Here is an 18,694-nt window from a genome sequence, read left to right on the forward strand (position 1 = left end):
CTAGGCCTTCTCCCTCGCCGGCAGCCAGATGCAGATACACAGCCCTTTCGGCATGGCGGGCCTTGCCCAGATGCGCCCGCCCATGGCCGCCACAATTTTCGCCGTGACAGCAAGACCAAGACCGCTGCCCTTGGGCACGCCCTCACGCGCCTTGTCCGTGCGGTAAAACGACTCAAAAATGCGTCCGAGGTCTTCCTGCGCTACACCGCGGCCGCGGTCCTCGCATTCCAGAAGATAGCCTCCATCCTGCGCGGCCAGACGCAGCGTCAGACTGCCAGTGTCACTATCTTTGTATTTTAACGCATTACTAAGGGTGTTGTCGAGTACACGCTGAAACTGGAGGCGGTCAAGGCGGATGACGGCAGGGTCATCGCCGAGCCGATTTTCAAACGTCAGGGAGAAATGCTGTTCCTGCAGAGGCGCCGCCTGCAGTTTTACATACTGGGACAACAGATTGACCAGCGAGGCATTTTCCCATTGGAATACCGCCTTGCCGAGTTCGAGCTTCGAGAGCAGGAACAATTCATGCACCATCTGTTCCATATTCTGACTCGTATGGTAGACGAGCTCGAGGTAATGGCGCTGTTTTTCGGGAGTATTGGCAATGCCGTCGAGGACGCCGCTCGTATAGCCCTGAATCTTCGTCAAGGGAGTCGCAAGGTCATGGGCAATACCCGCAAAAAGTTCCTGACGATTTTTCTCGTACTGCTCGCGCAGTTTGCGGCTCTCTTTGAGCTGCTGGCGCATTTCCTCAAAAGTCTCCGCCGTTTCGCCGAGCTCGTCTGCCTCATGGCTCACGATTTTTGTATCGTAGTCGCCATGCTGGATGCGCCTTGAGGCCTGCTGCAGTTCCGTCAAAGGATGCAGAATATCCCGCGACATGCGCCGCACGAGCAGCCAGCCCACGAGCACGATGATAAACATCGACAGCAAAAAGACGGCCAGAGCGGTGCCGCGCCAGACAGGCCCCATATGCGGCGGGAAAAAGCCCCGCCCAATCTCAAAAGGCACCGGACCTACAGCCACGGCGATGGATTTCTTATCTTTCGAGATATAGCGGTAAACGAGCCCCTGCGCATCCCAGCGCATGACATTGCCCTCCTGCGGCGCAAGTTCATACGACTCGGCAATCAGGGTCTCAGAAATTCCTGGCTCCGTCTCGTAATCAATCACGCCATCGCGGATGCATACCACCTTAACCCCGAGCTTTTCTATAGATTCCATATGGCGCGGCAGGCTCTCCTTCTCGCCGCCATCGACATTGGCATAAAGGTGACTCAGGGCGATATAAACCGGAATGGAATTCCCAGCCTCCGGCCAAAGGACCTCAAGCTCGCGCTCGCGGAAGTTGCCCGTCGCCCGCAGCCCGTAAAAAACGGCACTGCCAATGGCCACGAGCAGAAACATCGGCACAAGCACCATGATGATATTGTTGAGCAGCAGACGGTGGTGCACCGAAAGATCCCGCAGTTTCATGTTTCATTCCTCCCCGACGCGTCAGGGATTTCGTGCTTCCTGTTTTTCTCCTGACAAACGCTCTACAATACTTCCATACAAGGTCTTGTTTTTCCTGTCTGCCCGATCAATGCGGCCGTCCGCATGGTACGGGATGAGCTTATAAACGCGGTACTGCGCATCGCTGCCAATTTCCGTCCAGAACCCCGGCACCTCTTCGCCGAGTTCTTTGCTGTGCCCCTTATCCGTGATAATGATGGTGTCTTTCGTGAAATCCATATCGGTGACGGCAGCAAACGGCATGATGTTCGTCGTTGTCCAGCTCATCTTCTGCGGACGGTATTTTTCGATATCGGCATCCGTCGCCACGAGACGGCTCGGCACAAGGCCGCTGTAATACGAAATCGAAACCGGATAGCGCACGCCGTAGGTCATGACGGCCGTATTTTCCGTGCTGTTGGCTTTTAGCAGCGCCGCGAGATCCTTGCCCGAGTGGTCCTGCGTCACAAAGGGTACGGCGACGAGCACGGCCGCGATATAAAGAGCACTCATGCCCTTGGCCATGCGCCAGAACATTTTCCCATGTGCCGCAAAATACGCGCCCATGAGAATGGCCAGCGGCATCATGTACGGGAACGTATACGTCGTGTACTTCGAGGCCATGCATTCAAAAGCCGCGAAGACCGCGAGTGCCCAGACCATCAGGAAACGTTCCTTATCCCCCGCAGGCAGGTGCAGCTCGTGCGTAAAAAGCTTTTTGAAAAAGGCCGGCACGACAATGAACGACCACGGAAAGAAGCCAATCACGAAGACGAGCAGATAATAATACCAGACGCTGTTGCGCACATGCTCCGGCACCGTCGCGCGCAGGATATTGTGCACGCCGAGAAACGTGTCGATGAAATCGCTGCCGTGCATCATATACATCGGCAGATACCAAATGCTGACAATCGCCAAGAACAAGGCGAGCCCGCCGAGCATATGAACGGAAAGGAGCAGGCGCAGTGCGCGCTGCCAGGTGAGGAACAAGAGAATGACGAGCCCCGGCAGGGCAAGGCCGATTGGCCCCTTTGTCAGCACGGCCACGGCAGCTGCCGCAAAAGACAGATAATAATAGACCGGCTTATCCGTCTCATAACCCCGATAAAAGAAAATGAGTGTCAGACTGACAGTCAGCCATAAGGTCATATCCGTAATAATCGCATGACCGAGGTACCAATATTCCACCGTCGTCGCCAAAAGCACCGCCGAAAAAATGCCCACTTTGCGGCTGTAAAGTCTCGTGGCAAAGGCATACGTCACGAGGATGCCGGCAATGGCAAACAAAGCGGGGAAAAAACGCGCGGCAAAATCCGTCATGCCAAACATTTTAAACGCCGCGATGAGCTCCAGATAAAACAGGATGGGCTTATCGTACCAGTAATTGCCGAAAATGCGCGGCGACATATAATCGCCGGCTGCCATCATTTCCTTGGCCGTCTGCGTATAATTTGACTCAACCGGGTCCGTGACCGGCATCAGCCAATTGCCGAGCATAAAAAGCGCCAGCCCGAAAAGTGTCAGGTATAAAAAATCCCTGCGTTTCATGCCATATCTTCCCTTTCTTTCGCGTAATCTCTTATTTACCTTAGAGTATAGTGAGGGAAGATAAACTCCCGTTAAACGGGGTTTAAAGAGCAAAAAAAGAAAGCCCCCAGCCTGTCAAAACAAGCTGGAGACCTTCATGCTCTGTCTCAATAGTGCGGATGAGCCTTCACGTAATCGACCGGCCTGCTCCAATCCACAGAAACATCCGTGGCCTCCCAAAGGCGGGTCAGGGCCGTCTGCAGGCTCTTGACATCGGCCTGCGGGTCAATCGTCTCATGCGTGAAATCCATGAGCGTCTCGTGCGGGATGTTGATCTGATGCGTCTTGCCGAGATAATCCTCGACCTTTTTCTTACCCTCTTCGTTGGCGAGATGAACGGTTGCCTTTTTTGCATCCTCATCATAGTCAATCCAGCCGAGGTCATTCTTGTAGCTGATTGCTACGCTATAGATATTTGCCATTTCTTTTTCCCCTTTATCTTTACGCTGACGCGTTTTTCTTCTTTTTAAATTGGGCTCTATTTCTCCATTATAAGGGATTTTAAGCTTTTCTACAACCAGCCTTCTTTATTGATTTGTCAAGACTTGCGCGTGTAAATTTTTTATGATATTATACACGTAAAGAAGGACAAGCCTGGGATGTGCGTGAGCTTTAGAAGTGTCTAACCTACATTTTTCCTAGGGAGCTTGATTTGATTCCGGCAGATGCCCGCCTCGGCGACTGCAAAAACCGGACTTAGGGCACCCACCTGCTAGCCGCAGGTTTTAGGCATTTAAAGCGAACGGCACCCTGGACCCCTGCTTTGAAGAGGGATTACTGCTGCAAGTCTGTAGTCCCTCTTCGCGTATACAAAATAAAAAATTCCTGTCACGGACACGGCATGCCGGTCTGTGGCAGGAATTTTTTTCTTCTATAAATATACGGCTTTATGGCATCATGAAATCTTGAGACTGTGGAAGCCGCTGGCCTTGTGCAGGCGATTCATGATGGCAAGGCCAAGTCCTTTTTCCGTCGTGCCCTCGCCTAAAAGCACATCGGCCTTGGTATCGTTGAAGGCGATGAGCTCCTCGTAAATATTAGAAGCAATCGCCAAAAGGTCTCCCTGAGGGCCGTAATCTGCCAAAAGCTCAGCGGGGATGAGGCCCTGCAGGCTCTTACAGATTTCGGAGCTCGCGAGCACCCCGACCGTATGCCCCTGCGACTGCAGCAGGCGGACCTGACGGCGAAACGCCGCTGCCATCTTGTCAGGTGTCCCTTCGAGAAGCGTCATCGGGGCATTTGGCGCATAATGCTTGTACTTCATACCCGGCGCTCTTGGCACCGTGTCGGCCCCGACGAGTGCGGGGTCAAGCTTACAGCCGCCGAGAACTTCCGTCAGCATCTCGCGCGTGATGGCACCGGGACGCAGGATGACGGCGACCGGCCCCGTGCAGTCGACAATCGTCGACTCGACGCCAAAATGGCACGGCCCGCCATCGAGAATCAGCGGAATGCGCCCCTTCATGTCGCGCAGCACGGAAGCTGCCGTCGTCGGACTCGGACGGCCCGAGATATTCGCCGAAGGCGCGGCAACCGGCACTCCGGCCGCGCGGATCATCGCGCGGGCCACCGGGTGTTCCGGCATACGGATGCCGACCGTGTCAAGGCCGCCCGTGATGCGGTCCGGCACGATTTCCTTACGGCGAAGAATCAGAGTGATCGGCCCCGGCATAAAGGCCGCGAGCAGCTTTTCGGCCATCGGCGTGACTTCCGCCGCGACCATATCGACCATCGCGCGGTCCGAGACGTGCAGGATCAGCGGATTGTCAGAAGGGCGTCCCTTCGCCTCATAGATGCGGGCGCAGGCTTCGGCGTCAAGGCCGTTCGCCCCGAGACCGTAGACCGTCTCCGTCGGAAAGGCCACGAGTCCGCCGCTGCGGAGGATTTTGCCGGCACGCTCTAAATCTTCCTGCTGCGCGCGGGCATCCGTTATCTTCACGATTTCTGTCTGCATGGTCACTCTTCCTCCACTTCGGCTTCTACTTGGGCTTCTCCGTTTTCATCCTGCCCAGTCTCTTTGACAGGTTCTGCCTGCAGCTTTTTCGGCCTGTTTCGCCAGGCCACGACGACGCGGTCAATGCCGGCGTAGTCGGGCAGAATCTCCGTTTCCGTAATCAAGGGATTTTCTTCGGCGAGTTTTGCGACCGCCTGAGCCTGATGAATGCCGACTTCAAAGGCCATAAAGCCTCCGTCTTCGAGCATGGCAGGAGCCTCTTTTGCCAGTCGGCGGTAAAAGTCAAGGCCGTCCCTGCCGCCCGAAAGTGCCGTATGCGGTTCCTTCAGACGCACTTCGGGGGCTAAGGCAGCAATATCGGCCTCGGGAATGTACGGCGGATTCGAGAGAATAGCCGCAAAAGTCACCCCCTGCAGAGGTGCGAGCAAATCGCCCGTATGGAACGTCACGCGGTCCGCGAGACCAAGATTTGCCGCATTTTCTTCGGCCACAGCCCTTGCCGCCGGCGAGATATCGACCGTATCGGCCGTCACGCCGTCAAGGTAATGCAGGACGGAAAGGCAGATGGCCCCCGTGCCCGTGCCGATATCGGCGATATGCAAAAGAGAGGCCTCTTTGCCGCTCTCCTGCTCTTCGCGCAGACGGTCAACAGCGGCCTGCACGAGAATTTCCGTGTCGGGGCGCGGCACGAGCGTATCGGGCGTGACCTTGAATTTCAGGCCCATGAATTCCTTTTCACCGAGAATCTGCGCGACCGGCACATGCATGACGCGTTTCTTGATGCATTCGCGGTAAGCTGCGAGCTCTTCTGCTTCCATCGGCTCATCAAAATGAACGTAGAGATAGATGCGCTCCTGTTTCAGGACGTGCGCGAGCAGGACCTCGGCGTCAAGCCGCGGCGACTCGATGCCCTTTTCCTTGAAATAGTTTTCCGTCCACTTGAGGATACGTCCGACGGTCCATACCTGATTTGTCACTTCGCGTCCACCTTCTTCAGTCGTTCGGCCTGGTCTGCCGTGATGAGGGCCGATAAGAGTTCATCGAGGTCGCCATCAAGGATGGCGTCAATCTTGTGCAGCGTCAGGCCAATGCGGTGGTCCGTCACACGTCCCTGCGGGAAATTGTACGTGCGGATGCGTTCGCTGCGGTCGCCCGAGCCGACCTGACTGCGGCGGTCCGCCGCGACGGCGGCCTCCTGCTCCTGACGCGCCTTGTCGAGGATGCGCGCGCGCAGGACCTTCATGGCCTTTTCCTTGTTCTTGAGCTGTGACTTTTCATCCTGACACTGCACGACAATGCCCGTCGGCAGATGCGTGATGCGGATGGCCGTCTCAGTCCTGTTGACGTACTGGCCGCCCGCGCCCGACGCGCAGTACGTGTCGATGCGCAGGTCCGAAGGATTGATGTCAACATCGACTTCTTCGGCCTCGGGCAGTACGGCGACCGTCGCCGCCGACGTATGGATGCGGCCGCCCGACTCCGTGACCGGCACGCGCTGAACGCGGTGTGTGCCGCTCTCATATTTGAGACGTGAATACGCCCCAAAGCCCGTGACCATGAACGTCACTTCCTTGAAGCCGCCGATTTCTGTCGCATTGGCATCCATGATTTCGACTTTCCAGCCCTTTTTCTCGGCATAGCGCGAGTACATGCGGAAGAGGTCGCCGGCAAACAGCGCCGCTTCATCGCCGCCAACGCCGCCGCGAATCTCGACAATGACATTTTTCTCGTCATTCGGGTCCTTCGGCAGGAGCAGGATGGGCAGCTCCCTGTCGAGCTTTTCCTTTTGCTCGACAAGGTTCGCAAGCTCCTCCTCGACGAATTTGCGCATCTCGTCGTCAAGGGATTCATGGAACATCGCCTTGGCTTCGTCGATGCCCGCGACGACTTTCTTATACGTGCGGAATTTCTCGACAATCGGCGTCAGGGCAGCATGCTCCTTCGTATAGGCCTGCCATTTCGTCATGTCAGCCATGACCTCGGGGTCGCTGATGAGCGACTCGAGTTCCCTATATTTATCTTCAACGGCTTGGAGCTTCTCCAGCACAGGATTCACCTCTCCATAGGATATATTTTAGGGCACGGGGACTTCCTGCACGGGCTTAGCCACATGACGGTATTCCCCCGTCCCTTCGACGATTTCTTCTTCCGGCAGCACGGCCTTCAGCGACTCGATGGCCACGGCGACCATTTCATCCTCCGGCGGACGCGTCGTCAGATACTGCAGCCAGAGGCCCGGCTTGATGGCCGTCTGGATAATCGGATTCTCGCTGCGGCCCGCGAGGCGAATGATTTCATACGAGATGCCCGCAACGACCGGCAGCAGCAAAATGCGCGAGGCAATGCGCTCCGCGAGATTTGGCCAGCCGAGAAACGCAAAGACGAAAATCGAGACAAGCATGACAATCAGCAGAAAATTCGTGCCGCAGCGCGGATGCAGGCGCGAGAATTTCTGCACGTTCTCGACCGTCAGCGGCAGTCCCGCCTCATAGCAGTGAATCGTCTTATGTTCGGCCCCGTGATACTGGAACACGCGGCGAATATCCTTCATGCGTGAAATGCCCCAGATATAGCCGAGGAAAATCGCGAGTCTCAAAAAGCCTTCCATGAGGTTCAGGAAGAACGGGTCCTCCGTAATAACATGGAACAGGCGCGCCGCGCCCGTCGGGATGGCGATGAACAGAATGCTTGCGAGCACGAGCGCAAAGACGATCGTGCCGGCCATTTCCTTGTCCGAAAGCTGCTCGTCTTCCTCGCCGGCCATTTTGGCCGAGTACGAGAGCGAGCGGATGCCGATGACAAGCGACTCAATGAGAGAAACCGTGCCCCGCAGCATCGGCTTCTTGAGAATCGGATAGCGCTCCGCAATGGAATGCACATCCTTCGTTTCGACCTGAATCTCGCCGTTCGGGTCGCGCACAGCTGTAGCCGTAAGTTTTGGTCCGCGCATCATGACGCCCTCAATGACCGCCTGACCGCCTACCATCAAATGATTGCCCATAAAAATTGGACCTCCTGTATATCAAAAAACAACTTTCTTCTATTATATATAGGATACATCTGGCTGCTGTATTTTGTCTGTATATAAAATGAAGCAGAGCGAGATTTCTCTGCTCTGCTTCATCATGCTGCATCTTATTTCTTGCCGTAGCGCTTGTTGAACTTCTCGATGCGGCCGCCTGCCTGTACGTCACGCTGACGACCCGTGAAGAACGGATGGCACTTGGAGCAGACATCGACGCGAAGTTCCGGTTTCGTGGAGCCAGTCTTGAACGTGTTGCCGCAACCGCAGATAACCGTAGCTTCGTAGTACTTCGGATGGATACCCTGTTTCATTCTATTACACCTCTCTTTCCCCCCAGGAACTGGGAATGGATACAAGCCCGCTCTGCGCAGGCTTGGTTTAGACCTAGCTCCCCTTTTTCGGGGGAAAGCCAGTCAAATTTTGACCTGGAAACAGACGTCATTACGTCCATTACCGATTTATTATATCACGAGTTCTCCTGAGTTGCAAGGCAGCCGGCCGATAATATTCCCTAAGATACGAAATCTGCTTGAAAAAAACAGACTAATAGGCGATAATAGAGTTAACGAAGACTGCCGTCTCCGCCTGTCCAGATGGATATGACGAAGACGGCAGTCTAAACCGTACAGAAAGGACGTTTTGCTATGGCTAACGATAAAAATAAAACGAACGAACCTGTCATGAAACAGCGCTGCAGCTTCTGCAAACGCGAAGTTGAGATTCATGACTCCTTTGACATGCCGATTTACGACCCGGCTACGGGCTTTGGCATCTGCAAGAACTGCATCAAGGAACTCGCCCATTACATCGAAATGCACGAAGCCGATACGGCGAAAAAAGAGACGCCGGACTTTGCCGCCCAGCTCGATGAGATTCTCAAAAAGAACAAACCGCACATCATCAAGCAGTACCTCGATGAGTACATCATCAATCAGGACCGCGCGAAGAAAATCCTCTCCGTCGCCGTCTACAACCACTACAAGCGCATGAAATACGGCTACACGAACGACGATGGCACGGAAATCGAGAAATCGAACGTCATCATGCTCGGTCCGTCCGGCTGCGGCAAGACGGCGCTTCTCTCGCACCTCTCGAAACTCCTCGATGTGCCGTTTGCTGTCACGGATGCCTCGAGCCTCACGGAAGCCGGCTTCGTCGGCGCCGATGTCGAAGTCGCCGTCCGCAACCTCTACTATGCGGCCGACAAGGACATCCAGAAGGCCGAGCACGGCATCATCTACCTCGATGAGTTCGACAAGATTGCGAGAAAATCCGGCGCGAACAACTCCATCACGGCCGACCCGGGCCATGAAGGCGTTCAGCAGGCCCTTTTAAAGATGCTCGAAGGCAATGTCGTCGAGTTCACGGCCCGCGGCCAGCGCAAACATCCGGAAGCCCCGACCATCAAGGTCGACACGAAGAACATTCTCTTCATCGTCGGCGGCGCTTTTGTCGGCATCGACGACATCATCGCCAAGAGACTCCAGAAGGCCGATTCCTCGATTGGCTTCGGCGCCGAAGTCACGAGCAAGAGCGAAAAACCGACATTTGACGAGCTCATTCATCAGGTCCGTCCGGAAGACCTCATGCAGTACGGCATCATCCCGGAAATCATCGGCCGCCTGCCGATCATCTGCACGCTCGAGACCCTCGACGAAGACGCCCTGCTGCGCATCCTGACCGAGCCGAAGAATGCTCCGGTCAAGCAGTACGAAAAACTCCTCGCCATGGATAACGTCAAGCTCGAATTCGCCGAGGACGCCCTGCGCGCCGTCGCCAAGAAAGCCATCGAGCGCAAGACTGGCGCTCGCTCACTCAAGGGCATCATCGAGGACGTCATGCTCGATGTCATGTACGACATCCCGAAATCCGACGCCCCGCGCAAAGTCATCATCACCAAAGAATGCATCGACGAAGGCAAAAAGCCGGAAGTCATCAATCTTTGATAAAATTCAGCCCAATAAAAAAGCCGTTTCGCAGGAAACGGTTTTTTTGTGTCTAAAATTCAGGGCTTGGCCTCGATGACGGGGAAGCTGCCGAGGTCCTTAAGCCATTTGCTCTTCTTCGCCACGGCTCCGACAGATGCCCGCAGAGCCTCTTCGTTGTCCGCAATCTCGAGGTCGAAGAAGAAAATATACGCGCCGAGCTCCGTCCTCGCCGGACGCGACTCGATACGCGTCATGTTGATGCCGCGGTCGGCAAATTCCTTCAGCACATCGTAAAGAGCACCGGCCTTTTGGCCGTCAATCTCGCAGATTACGAGCATTTTTTCGGCCGGCTGCGTAATTTTCGGCATATCCGGCCTTGTCAGGCGCTGCAGCTCAAAAAAGCGCGTGGCATTGGCCATATTGTCCTGAATCTCCGTCGCCTGCGTGATGAGGCCGTTGAGCTCGCCGCCGCGCTTCGTGCAGATGGCCGCAGCCCCCATGCCCCGCGGCTCCTTCGCGACGATTTCCGCCGCGCGCGCCGTGCTCGCGACCTTGATGAGTTCGGCCTCGGGATAATGAAGCAACAGATACTTGCGGCACTGCGAAATCGGCTGCGGGTGCGAATAAATGCGCCGGATTCTCTGCGTGCCGGGCTTGACCATCAGCTGATTGTGCACGGGCCAGATGAGCTCGCGTGCCACACAGAGGTCCTCGCTGCGCGCGAGCGTGTCGAGCGTGATGTTGATGGCCCCCTCAAGGGAATTTTCCACCGGCACAAGGCAGCTGTCCACCTCGCCATCCTCGACCGCCTGAATCACGGCGTAAATATCGGGATAGACGAGAAGGTCCGGTTTTTCCGGCAGCAGCTTCGACAAATACTGCGCCGCCGCCTCGCTGTGCGTCCCGCGCGGTCCGAGGACCCCCATTTTCTTCATAAAAAATCCATCCCTTCTATCCATGCATTCGTTCATCCGAAAAAAGCCCCGTCCCATAAAGGACAGGGCTTATGCTTCCTACCTTACCACATGTAAAACTGTAAAGTCAAGCCAGCAGGCCTGAAACATCTTAAAGGTCCTTCTGCAGCTTCGCGAGCTCCGGGCAGAGGTCGCCAATCGAGCTCGAAAGGTCGTCCTTTGGCTGCAGAATCTCAAGCACCGGCTTCATCGTCTCCTTGAACTTCGCGTCATCCTGCATGAGCGTCAAAATCGCACTCGTGTTGATGGCATCCGCGAGGGCCGTATGCTGCGTGCCCTCGAATTTATGGTCCATCGCGCCGAGAGCATGCTTCAGGGCGAGGCTGTTGTGCAGCCCCAGACGGTCGTCAAACTCCTGCTGCAGGTCGACCCAGCGCGAATTGAGCCACTCGAGGTCAAAATCCGGCAGCTTGTAGCGGCACTCGCTGCGCAGCTGCTTGATGTCCGACATGCTCCACGAATAAATCTTCGTCTCTTCCTCGCCGACCCAGTCGACAAAGGCCTTAAAACAGTCCGCATAAGGCTTTTTGTCCGCCACCATGGCCTGCGTGATGCCCGTCAGGCCCGTGATATGCTTCTTAATCGGCCCGTACTCAGGCTTTACATAACATTGAAACTCCGCTTCCTGCTGGAAATTCTCGTCAAGACGAACAGCGCCGATCTCAATGACTTCCTCATTGAGCTTGCGGCGCACCTCGCGAAACTCCCTGCTGACCGGATTCATCTCCAAGTCTACCACAACATGCTTCATCTATTTCCGAACTTCCCTTCATTTGGAGTTACTTGCACTATTCTATTCTACGTTATCCGCGCGTTTTCTTCAACCGGATAATGTGTTATTATGGAAACAGTGCTCACAGAAAATGCACTCAAGACCGGACCTGACTAAAACAGAAAAGGAAGTTTTGCTTGTGAATTACCGTCTCTATCTCTTTGACTTTGACTACACACTCGTCAATTCCGAAGCAGCCATCGTCAAATGCTTTCATATCACGCTCAAAAAACTCGGCTACGAGGACGTTCCCGACGAACGCATCAAAAAGACCATCGGCCTGCCCATCCTCGATGCCGTAAAAATCATCATCCCCACGGAAGATGACAAAGAGGCCCGTCACTTCCTCGACAACTACCGCCCCGAAGCCGACCGCTACATGACGCCCGGCACGGCGTTCTTCCCCGGTGCCGTAGAAACGCTGCGCGCCATCAAGGCGACGGGCGCCAAAATCGGCATCATCTCCAACAAGACGCACCGCCGCATTCAGGAAAAATTTGATGTCGACCACGTCCCCGAACTCATCGACCTGATTATCGGCAGCGACGACGTCAAGAGCCATAAGCCGGAGCCCACGGGCCTGCTGCGTGCCATCGAGCACTTCGGCGTCAAGAAGTCCGACGTTCTCTACACCGGCGACAGCTGGGTTGACGCCGAAACGGCCCAAAACGCCGGCGTCGACTTTCTCGCCGTCACCACCGGCACGACGCCGGCCGCCGACTTTGCCAAATACCCGCATATCGCCATTTTGGACAGCATCGCCGACCTCAAAGGCTGCCTGAAGGCCTGACTCTTGTCAAATCCGGCAAAAAATGGTAAAATAATTAAGTCGGTAACGACGCGGGCATAGTTCATCGGTAGAATGAAAGCTTCCCAAGCTTTAGAGGGCGGTTCGATTCCGCTTGCCCGCTCCATATGAAAAGCAAAGGCTGTCTGAAGAAAATCTTCAGACAGCCTTTTTTATGCTGCGATTTTTCGCCAAAGGTTAGAGAGCGCGATCATCCAGCTGTGCGGCACAATCGCCGTAATAAGCCGATGCAAGGTCGAAATCGGGTCCGGCGTAAAGACCGTAAAGCCGTGCTTCGCGGCCCAAAGCGAACGTCTCGCCACGGCCTTCTGCGTCGTCGCAAACGGAAACCCCTTGAAAAGCCCCGCTTTGTCCGTCTGTTTCGCCACGTCGATGAATTCCGTATCGCGAATCCAATACGGGCAGACCGCCGTGACCGAAATTCCCCGGCTCCCGACTTCTGCCGCCAACGCCCGACTGTAGCTCAAAAGGAACGCCTTCGACGCCGCATAAGCCGCGAGATACGGGATGGGCTGAAACGCCGCACAAGAGGCAATCTCAATGACGTGACTGCCCTTCGCCATATACGGAAGCACAAGTTCTGTGAGCTTTGCCGCCGCACGGCAGTTCAGGTCAACCAGCCTGCCCGTCACCTGCGCGCCAATGTCCGCCGCAAGTCCGATGCGCCCAAAGCCGGCCGCATTGACAAGATACGCGGCCGTCGCGCCCGACTCCTCCAAAAGAGCCGCAATGGTACGAAACGACTCCGTCTCCGTCAAATCAAGCGCCAAAACGCGGCAGGGCACGGAAATCTCCCCGGCAAGCGCCTCCAGCCGTTCCCGCCGCCTTGCCACAAGCCAAAGCTCTTCTACCTCAGACTCCTTCGCGAGTAACCGCGCAAACTCACGCCCGAGCCCGCTAGAAGCCCCCGTAACCAGCGCGATCCGTTTCTGCTCTGACATAATTGTCACTTCTCTCTGCCTTAAAGCTTATAATACGCCTTATACCACTTGGCAAACTCGCCCAGGCCCTCTTCAATCGTAGTCGACGGCTTGAAGTCAAAGTCGCGCTGCAGTTCGCTGACATCCGCATACGTCTGGTAAACGTCGCCGGGCTGCATGGGCAGGAATTCTTTTTTTGCCGTTTTGCCGATGGCCTTTTCCAGAACCTCAATGAAGTGCATGAGCTTTTCGGGCTTGTTGTTGCCGATGTTATAGACCTTATAATGGTCGCCAAGTTCATTGGCCCTTGGCGGATTGCAGAGCATGTGCTCAATGCCCGTGACGATATCATCGACATACGTAAAATCGCGGTACATATCGCCGTTGTTGTAAATCTGGATGGCCTCGCCCCTGCGGATCTTATTCGTGAACTTGAAATAAGCCATATCGGGGCGGCCAAATGGGCCATAAACCGTGAAGAAGCGCAGGCCCGTTGCTGGAATGCCATAAAGATGGCTGTACGTATACGCCATGAGCTCATCCGACTTCTTCGTCGCTGCATACAGGCTGATCGGATGGTCGACATTATCCGTCGTCGAGAACGGCGTCTTTTTCTGATTGCCGTAAACCGACGAACTCGAAGCAAACAGCAGATGCTCTACTTTATGATGACGGCAGGCCTCCAAAATATTGAAGAAGCCGATGATGTTCGAATCGATATAAGAACGCGGATGGTCGATGCTGTAGCGCACACCGGCCTGTGCCGCTAAATTGACCACAATATCCGGCTGGAACTGCTCAAAAAGACCATTGACCGCTTTTTCGTCGGCCAAATCGCCTTTGACGAACGTAAACGACGGATACTCGCGCAGAATCGCCAGACGGCTCTCCTTCAGTCCAACATCATAGTAATCATTGAGATTATCAAAACCGACAACCTTCGCCCCCATGCCGAGCAATCGCTTCGCAAGATGAAAGCCAATAAACCCGGCTGCGCCCGTAATCAGAACTTTTTTTGCTGCATCAAATGGTAAATAAGACATACTCTGCTTCCTTTCCTAACTGCCATCAATCACGGTCAAAAAGATCGCGCGTATATACTTTATCCTTTACATCCGCCAATTTATCATCCCAGCGGTTCGTGATGATGATATCGCTGACTCGTTTGAATTCATCCAGATCGCGAATGACCTTCGAACGATAAAAGTCCGGTTTATCAAGAGTCGGCTCATAAACCACGACCTCAATACCCTTGGCCTTAATGCGCTTCATGATGCCCTGAATGGCCGAAGCACGGAAATTATCCGAGTTGCTCTTCATCGTCAAACGGTAAACACCGACAATCCCCGGATTCTTCTCGATAATCATATCGGAGATGTGGTCCTTGCGCGTCCTGTTGGCCTCAACAATCGCCGAAATCAGATTCTGTGGCACATCATGGTAATTCGCCAAAAGCTGCTTCGTATCCTTCGGCAGACAGTAACCGCCATAGCCAAAGGACGGATTATTATAAAAGTCGCCAATACGCGGGTCAAGGCAGACACCTTTAATGATATCACCAGTATCAAGCCCGCGAATCTCCGCATACGAATCCAGCTCATTGAAATACGCCACGCGCAGCGCAAGATACGTATTGGCAAAGAGCTTGATGGCCTCCGCTTCCGTCGAGCCCGTGAACAACATTGGGATGTCTTTCTTTACCGCACCTTCTGCCAGCAGATTGGCAAAGACATGCGCACGCTCCGACTTTTCACCCACGACAATGCGCGACGGATGAAGGTTATCATAAAGAGCCTTGCCCTCACGCAGGAATTCCGGCGAGAACATGATGTTGTCTGTATGATATTTTGCCTTTATTTGCTTTGTATAACCAACTGGTACCGTCGACTTAATGACCATGACAGCCTTCGGATTGATCTCCAGCACCTCTTCAATGACATTCTCAACCGACGATGTATCAAAGAAATTTTTCTTTGGGTCGTAATTCGTCGGTGTCGAAATGATGACAAACTCAGCATCCGAAAAGGCTTCCTTCGCATCTAATGTGGCCTTGAAGTGAATATCATCACGCTGCAGGAAGGCAGAAATATCCTTATCTACGATAGGCGAAAGTCCTTTGTTCAATAAGGAAACTTTTTCTGCATTGATGTCTAATGCCACAACATCATTATGCTGCGCTAAAAGCATACTATTAGACAGTCCCACGTACCCGGTTCCGGCAATAGCAATTTTCATCTCTTTTACCTACTTTCTTTAAAAATGGAGTATAGACTCAACTAAGGCTTAACAAGCTGGTAATCTAATCTCAATTATATTATAATGTACAAAGATATTTTCTTGAAAGGTGACCTCACATGAACTTCTATCGGCGAAAACAACTAAAACTACATGGTTACTTGCTGGATACCATATTCCTTTACCTGACTGCATTATTGATCTTCCACATAACACAAAAAGAAACAGATTTAATACAGTACGGTATCATGATCCGTCAAATAATCGTGCCAATCATCGGCATCGGCCTCACGCAATACATAAATCGGAAACGCTTATTTTCGGCCATATGGCTACCAGTGCTTCTCATCAGTCTGAGTTGGATGGCTCTGATTCCTATACTGCAAGCCAACAGCAACATGACCTTGCATCACTGGAATCCCCGTCATGATATCTTATTGGGGCTATATATTCTGCTCTCGCTGATGCTCTTGCAAAGTTTTTGCAATTTGCTGAGGCAACATTTCGTTTCATTTCCTCTTCTTTCACGCGGAGCATCAATAGTGTATGCTATAGTCACTATATTATGCTGCATCATTCCACTGTCCGAGTTGATTCATTTCTCATTATATCACGTTACTGTCTCCGAAAGTTCTATTTTTGCTGTACAAGAAACAGATTATCAGGAAGCTCTCGGTTATCTGCAAACCTATATCAGCCCAGCTGTGGGAATTTCTATTATCTTTGTGTTCCTGCTGATCGGTTTCTTGAGCTATCGAGCAACTCAATTGATGCCATCCCTTAAAACCCGTTGGGCTTCCTGGTTCGTCATTATCCTGCTTCCTATCACAGTTTTCTATATAGTCGGTTCTCTGAAAGATAAAACTCTCTTTTTTTCCACATGGCAAACGGTCACAGCCTACCGTCATGAACAGAAATTATTCGCAAAAGATTATGATGCGCGCTATCAGGCTCTGCAAATCACTACAGATCATACACTCGCAAAAGATGTACCCGGTACCGTCATCATGGTCATTGGTGAGTCAGCATCCCGCGATTATATGACTTATTACACACCATCCCTGCCTTATGACGACACACCATGGATGGAAAGCCAAAAAAGCAATCCCAATTTCATTATATACAGCAACGTCTATGCCTGCTATAATCAAACGGTAGAAGCACTAATTAGAGCCTGTACGGAGATGAGTCAGTATAATGATAAAAGATTCAACGAATCCATTTCAATTGTAGATGTAGCAAAAAAAGCAGGATATCAAACGTATTGGCTGAGCAATCAAGGCAGCATGGGCGAAAACGATGCCCCTATCACTTTAATGATGAAAACAGCCGACCATTATGCCGTTCCTAACATTTCCGATCGTCTTATTTATGACGGCGATCTCCTGCCCTTATTAAAAAACATTGATAAAAATCAAAGTAATTTTATCGTTATTCATCTGAAAGGCAGTCATGTCCCCTATCAAAAGCACTACCCAGAAAGCCACACGCAATTTGATTCCTCTACACCGGAAGGTCAATATGCGAATACTATTCTCTATACAGATACCGTACTGCATGATATTTTTACCTATGCCCAGCAGAATTTAAATTTGAAAGCCATGGTCTATTTTTCGGATCACGGTGAAAACATTTATCACGGGCATGGCCCTGACGTAAGAACATTTGATACCTTACGCATACCCATGTTTATCTACTTATCACCGGACTATCAGCAATACGATCCCAGTCGGTACAATATCCTTAAAAAGCATCAGGATGCGTATTTCACTAACGATATGATTTATAATACTATCTCCGGTATTCTTGAGGCGCCTTCCAACCATTATGACAGCCGAGAAGATTTTTCTTCGCCAGATTATGATTTCCAGCGGGACACGCTCTGGACCTTCAAGCATACAGTACCGATCTCTGAGGATCCGACATAATTATAAGTAACCTATAGAAAAGCCTGCTACAGAATTACAGCAGGCTTTCTTTGTGCATCAATCAAAGTTTGTACCGAATCTTCAATACGGCATACCAGAACAGACACTGAAGCTCTTTCCAAGTTTCGCCTTTGCTCCGGTATACCTGAGCCAACTTTTTGAAACTATGATAATACGACGGCTTTTTCGGCGGCATAGGATCTGGCATGCTGTCCCAAAACGATACATCAAGGTAATGACGCCATAATTCATCATCTTGGTCTAACACAAGTTCCCATGGTTTATCACGTCCAGAATAATGAATCAGAACTCCCTGTATACTGAAATCTTTATTTTTATGATGGAAAAGATTCGGAATAGGTTTCATATTTCCTTCTACAACTAAATTGAGGAGGTCTTGTGTTTGCCCCTTAAATCTACGTGGGTCTGCGCCTTGATAACTGAATACTCTTTCCGTAATCTTTTCTTTAATCCACTCATTAATATCAATCCACATTAATCCATCAGAGAAATATACATCTTGCTTCATTTTCAAGAATGCTACACGATCCGGTGTATGATAAGTCAAGGCACCAATAGCTTTTCCCTCCAAATCTATTGATAAGAAAAACTTTAAGCTGTCAACACAAATCATATCTGAATCCAAGTATAAGTAACGATCTGTATAACGGCGCAACACCCAAGGCATGACGATACGAATATAGGTTACACGTGAAAAACGAGCTACCTTGATATGGAAATCCTGATAAATACTCATGTCCATGACATAAAGGTAGATGTTGCATTTATATTTCTGAGCGGTCTTCTGTAGATTTTCCTTATTCTTTGGCGTATAACTATCGACAAAAACATGAAAATTAAAAGACATGTCTTTATTTGTCTCTAGAATAGAAGTAATTTCTGCACCTAATGCTTTAAAAAATGGATCATTTATGTTAAATCCAATATGCATGGTCGGTCTTGTATCATCCTTAGGAATATACAGAAATTCATTTTTTTCAATATATAACTTATCGCTGTTTTTTTCAAAATACTCTGTTGTAAACTTATTTCCCATCACTATCACCTT

General features: G+C 52.0%; 17 protein-coding genes, 1 tRNA gene and 1 other RNA gene. 5 read left to right on the forward strand and 14 right to left on the reverse strand.

Annotated elements, in window-relative coordinates; genetic code table 11:
• The 3 genes from ACE419_RS07340 to ACE419_RS07350 all read right to left on the reverse strand — a co-directional run bounded on the left by ACE419_RS07340 (position 1) and on the right by ACE419_RS07350 (position 3,503).
• Positions 1-1,476 (reverse strand): sensor histidine kinase, encoded by a 1,476-nt coding sequence (locus ACE419_RS07340; protein WP_435721508.1) that lies wholly within the window; start codon positions 1,474-1,476, stop codon positions 1-3.
• A gap of 21 nt (positions 1,477-1,497) precedes the next feature.
• Complete coding sequence (locus ACE419_RS07345) at positions 1,498-3,042, reverse strand: ArnT family glycosyltransferase (RefSeq protein ID WP_435721509.1); 1,545 nt, start codon at positions 3,040-3,042, stop codon at positions 1,498-1,500.
• Positions 3,043-3,188: 146 nt separating this feature from the next.
• On the reverse strand, positions 3,189-3,503 hold the full coding sequence (locus tag ACE419_RS07350) for a hypothetical protein (protein ID WP_432647606.1): 315 nt from the start codon (positions 3,501-3,503) through the stop codon (positions 3,189-3,191).
• Between the two features lie 166 nt (positions 3,504-3,669).
• On the opposite strand from ACE419_RS07350, the gene ssrS reads away from it, so the two are divergent.
• Positions 3,670-3,842, forward strand: a non-coding RNA gene (gene ssrS, locus ACE419_RS07355) — 6S RNA.
• Positions 3,843-3,976: 134 nt separating this feature from the next.
• Here ssrS and ACE419_RS07360 read toward each other — a convergent pair.
• The 5 genes from ACE419_RS07360 to rpmE form a co-directional block, all read right to left on the reverse strand.
• Positions 3,977-5,035, reverse strand: a complete 1,059-nt coding sequence (locus ACE419_RS07360) for an L-threonylcarbamoyladenylate synthase (RefSeq protein WP_435721510.1) — start codon at positions 5,033-5,035, stop codon at positions 3,977-3,979.
• Between the two features lie 2 nt (positions 5,036-5,037).
• On the reverse strand, positions 5,038-6,012 hold the full coding sequence (gene prmC / locus ACE419_RS07365; RefSeq protein WP_435721511.1) for a peptide chain release factor N(5)-glutamine methyltransferase: 975 nt from the start codon (positions 6,010-6,012) through the stop codon (positions 5,038-5,040).
• Positions 6,009-7,082 (reverse strand): peptide chain release factor 1, encoded by a 1,074-nt coding sequence (prfA, locus tag ACE419_RS07370; protein WP_295633045.1) that lies wholly within the window; start codon positions 7,080-7,082, stop codon positions 6,009-6,011. The genes prmC and prfA overlap by 4 nt, the downstream gene beginning before the upstream one ends.
• Before the next feature lie 27 nt (positions 7,083-7,109).
• On the reverse strand, positions 7,110-8,036 hold the full coding sequence (locus ACE419_RS07375) for a DUF1385 domain-containing protein (RefSeq protein ID WP_435721512.1): 927 nt from the start codon (positions 8,034-8,036) through the stop codon (positions 7,110-7,112).
• A 134-nt stretch (positions 8,037-8,170) separates the two neighbouring features.
• Positions 8,171-8,371, reverse strand: coding sequence for a 50S ribosomal protein L31 (gene rpmE, locus ACE419_RS07380; RefSeq protein WP_295633051.1), 201 nt, complete (start codon positions 8,369-8,371; stop codon positions 8,171-8,173).
• A gap of 333 nt (positions 8,372-8,704) precedes the next feature.
• Between rpmE and clpX the strand changes: the two genes are divergently transcribed.
• Positions 8,705-10,006, forward strand: a complete 1,302-nt coding sequence (gene clpX / locus ACE419_RS07385) for an ATP-dependent Clp protease ATP-binding subunit ClpX (protein WP_435721514.1) — start codon at positions 8,705-8,707, stop codon at positions 10,004-10,006.
• A gap of 59 nt (positions 10,007-10,065) precedes the next feature.
• Here clpX and pheA read toward each other — a convergent pair whose 3' ends face one another.
• Together pheA and ACE419_RS07395 are read right to left on the reverse strand one after the other, a co-directional pair.
• The gene (pheA, locus tag ACE419_RS07390; protein WP_435721516.1) at positions 10,066-10,923 is read right to left on the reverse strand and encodes a prephenate dehydratase; all 858 of its coding nucleotides are present in this window, start codon (positions 10,921-10,923) and stop codon (positions 10,066-10,068) included.
• A 130-nt stretch (positions 10,924-11,053) separates the two neighbouring features.
• On the reverse strand, positions 11,054-11,713 hold the full coding sequence (locus tag ACE419_RS07395) for a 3'-5' exonuclease (RefSeq protein WP_432647178.1): 660 nt from the start codon (positions 11,711-11,713) through the stop codon (positions 11,054-11,056).
• Positions 11,714-11,873: 160 nt separating this feature from the next.
• On the opposite strand from ACE419_RS07395, the gene ACE419_RS07400 reads away from it, so the two are divergent.
• Together ACE419_RS07400 and ACE419_RS07405 are read left to right on the forward strand one after the other, a co-directional pair.
• Positions 11,874-12,524, forward strand: a complete 651-nt coding sequence (locus ACE419_RS07400; RefSeq protein ID WP_435721517.1) for an HAD family hydrolase — start codon at positions 11,874-11,876, stop codon at positions 12,522-12,524.
• Between the two features lie 50 nt (positions 12,525-12,574).
• Positions 12,575-12,648 (forward strand) — tRNA-Gly (locus ACE419_RS07405).
• A gap of 46 nt (positions 12,649-12,694) precedes the next feature.
• Here ACE419_RS07405 and ACE419_RS07410 read toward each other — a convergent pair.
• From ACE419_RS07410 to ACE419_RS07420, 3 genes are read right to left on the reverse strand one after another with little or no spacing between them, the layout of a single operon-like run.
• On the reverse strand, positions 12,695-13,483 hold the full coding sequence (locus ACE419_RS07410) for an SDR family NAD(P)-dependent oxidoreductase (protein ID WP_432647180.1): 789 nt from the start codon (positions 13,481-13,483) through the stop codon (positions 12,695-12,697).
• Between the two features lie 20 nt (positions 13,484-13,503).
• Positions 13,504-14,505 carry an NAD-dependent epimerase gene (locus tag ACE419_RS07415; protein WP_432647181.1) on the reverse strand — a complete coding sequence of 334 codons (1,002 nt, stop codon included), beginning with the start codon at positions 14,503-14,505 and terminating at the stop codon, positions 13,504-13,506.
• Positions 14,506-14,530: 25 nt separating this feature from the next.
• Entirely contained in the window at positions 14,531-15,697 is a 1,167-nt protein-coding gene (locus ACE419_RS07420; RefSeq protein WP_435721519.1) for a nucleotide sugar dehydrogenase, read from the reverse strand.
• Positions 15,698-15,816: 119 nt separating this feature from the next.
• Between ACE419_RS07420 and ACE419_RS07425 the strand changes: the two genes are divergently transcribed.
• Positions 15,817-17,625, forward strand: coding sequence for a phosphoethanolamine transferase (locus tag ACE419_RS07425; RefSeq protein ID WP_435721520.1), 1,809 nt, complete (start codon positions 15,817-15,819; stop codon positions 17,623-17,625).
• 61 nt (positions 17,626-17,686) lie between these two features.
• Here the strand turns inward: ACE419_RS07425 and ACE419_RS07430 are convergent, their stop codons facing one another.
• Positions 17,687-18,682 (reverse strand): glycosyltransferase family 8 protein, encoded by a 996-nt coding sequence (locus ACE419_RS07430; RefSeq protein ID WP_435721522.1) that lies wholly within the window; start codon positions 18,680-18,682, stop codon positions 17,687-17,689.
• Positions 18,683-18,694 lie beyond the last annotated feature (12 nt).

It is taken from the genome of Mitsuokella apri, from assembly GCF_047974105.1.
In the GTDB taxonomy this organism is placed as follows: domain Bacteria; phylum Bacillota; class Negativicutes; order Selenomonadales; family Selenomonadaceae; genus Mitsuokella.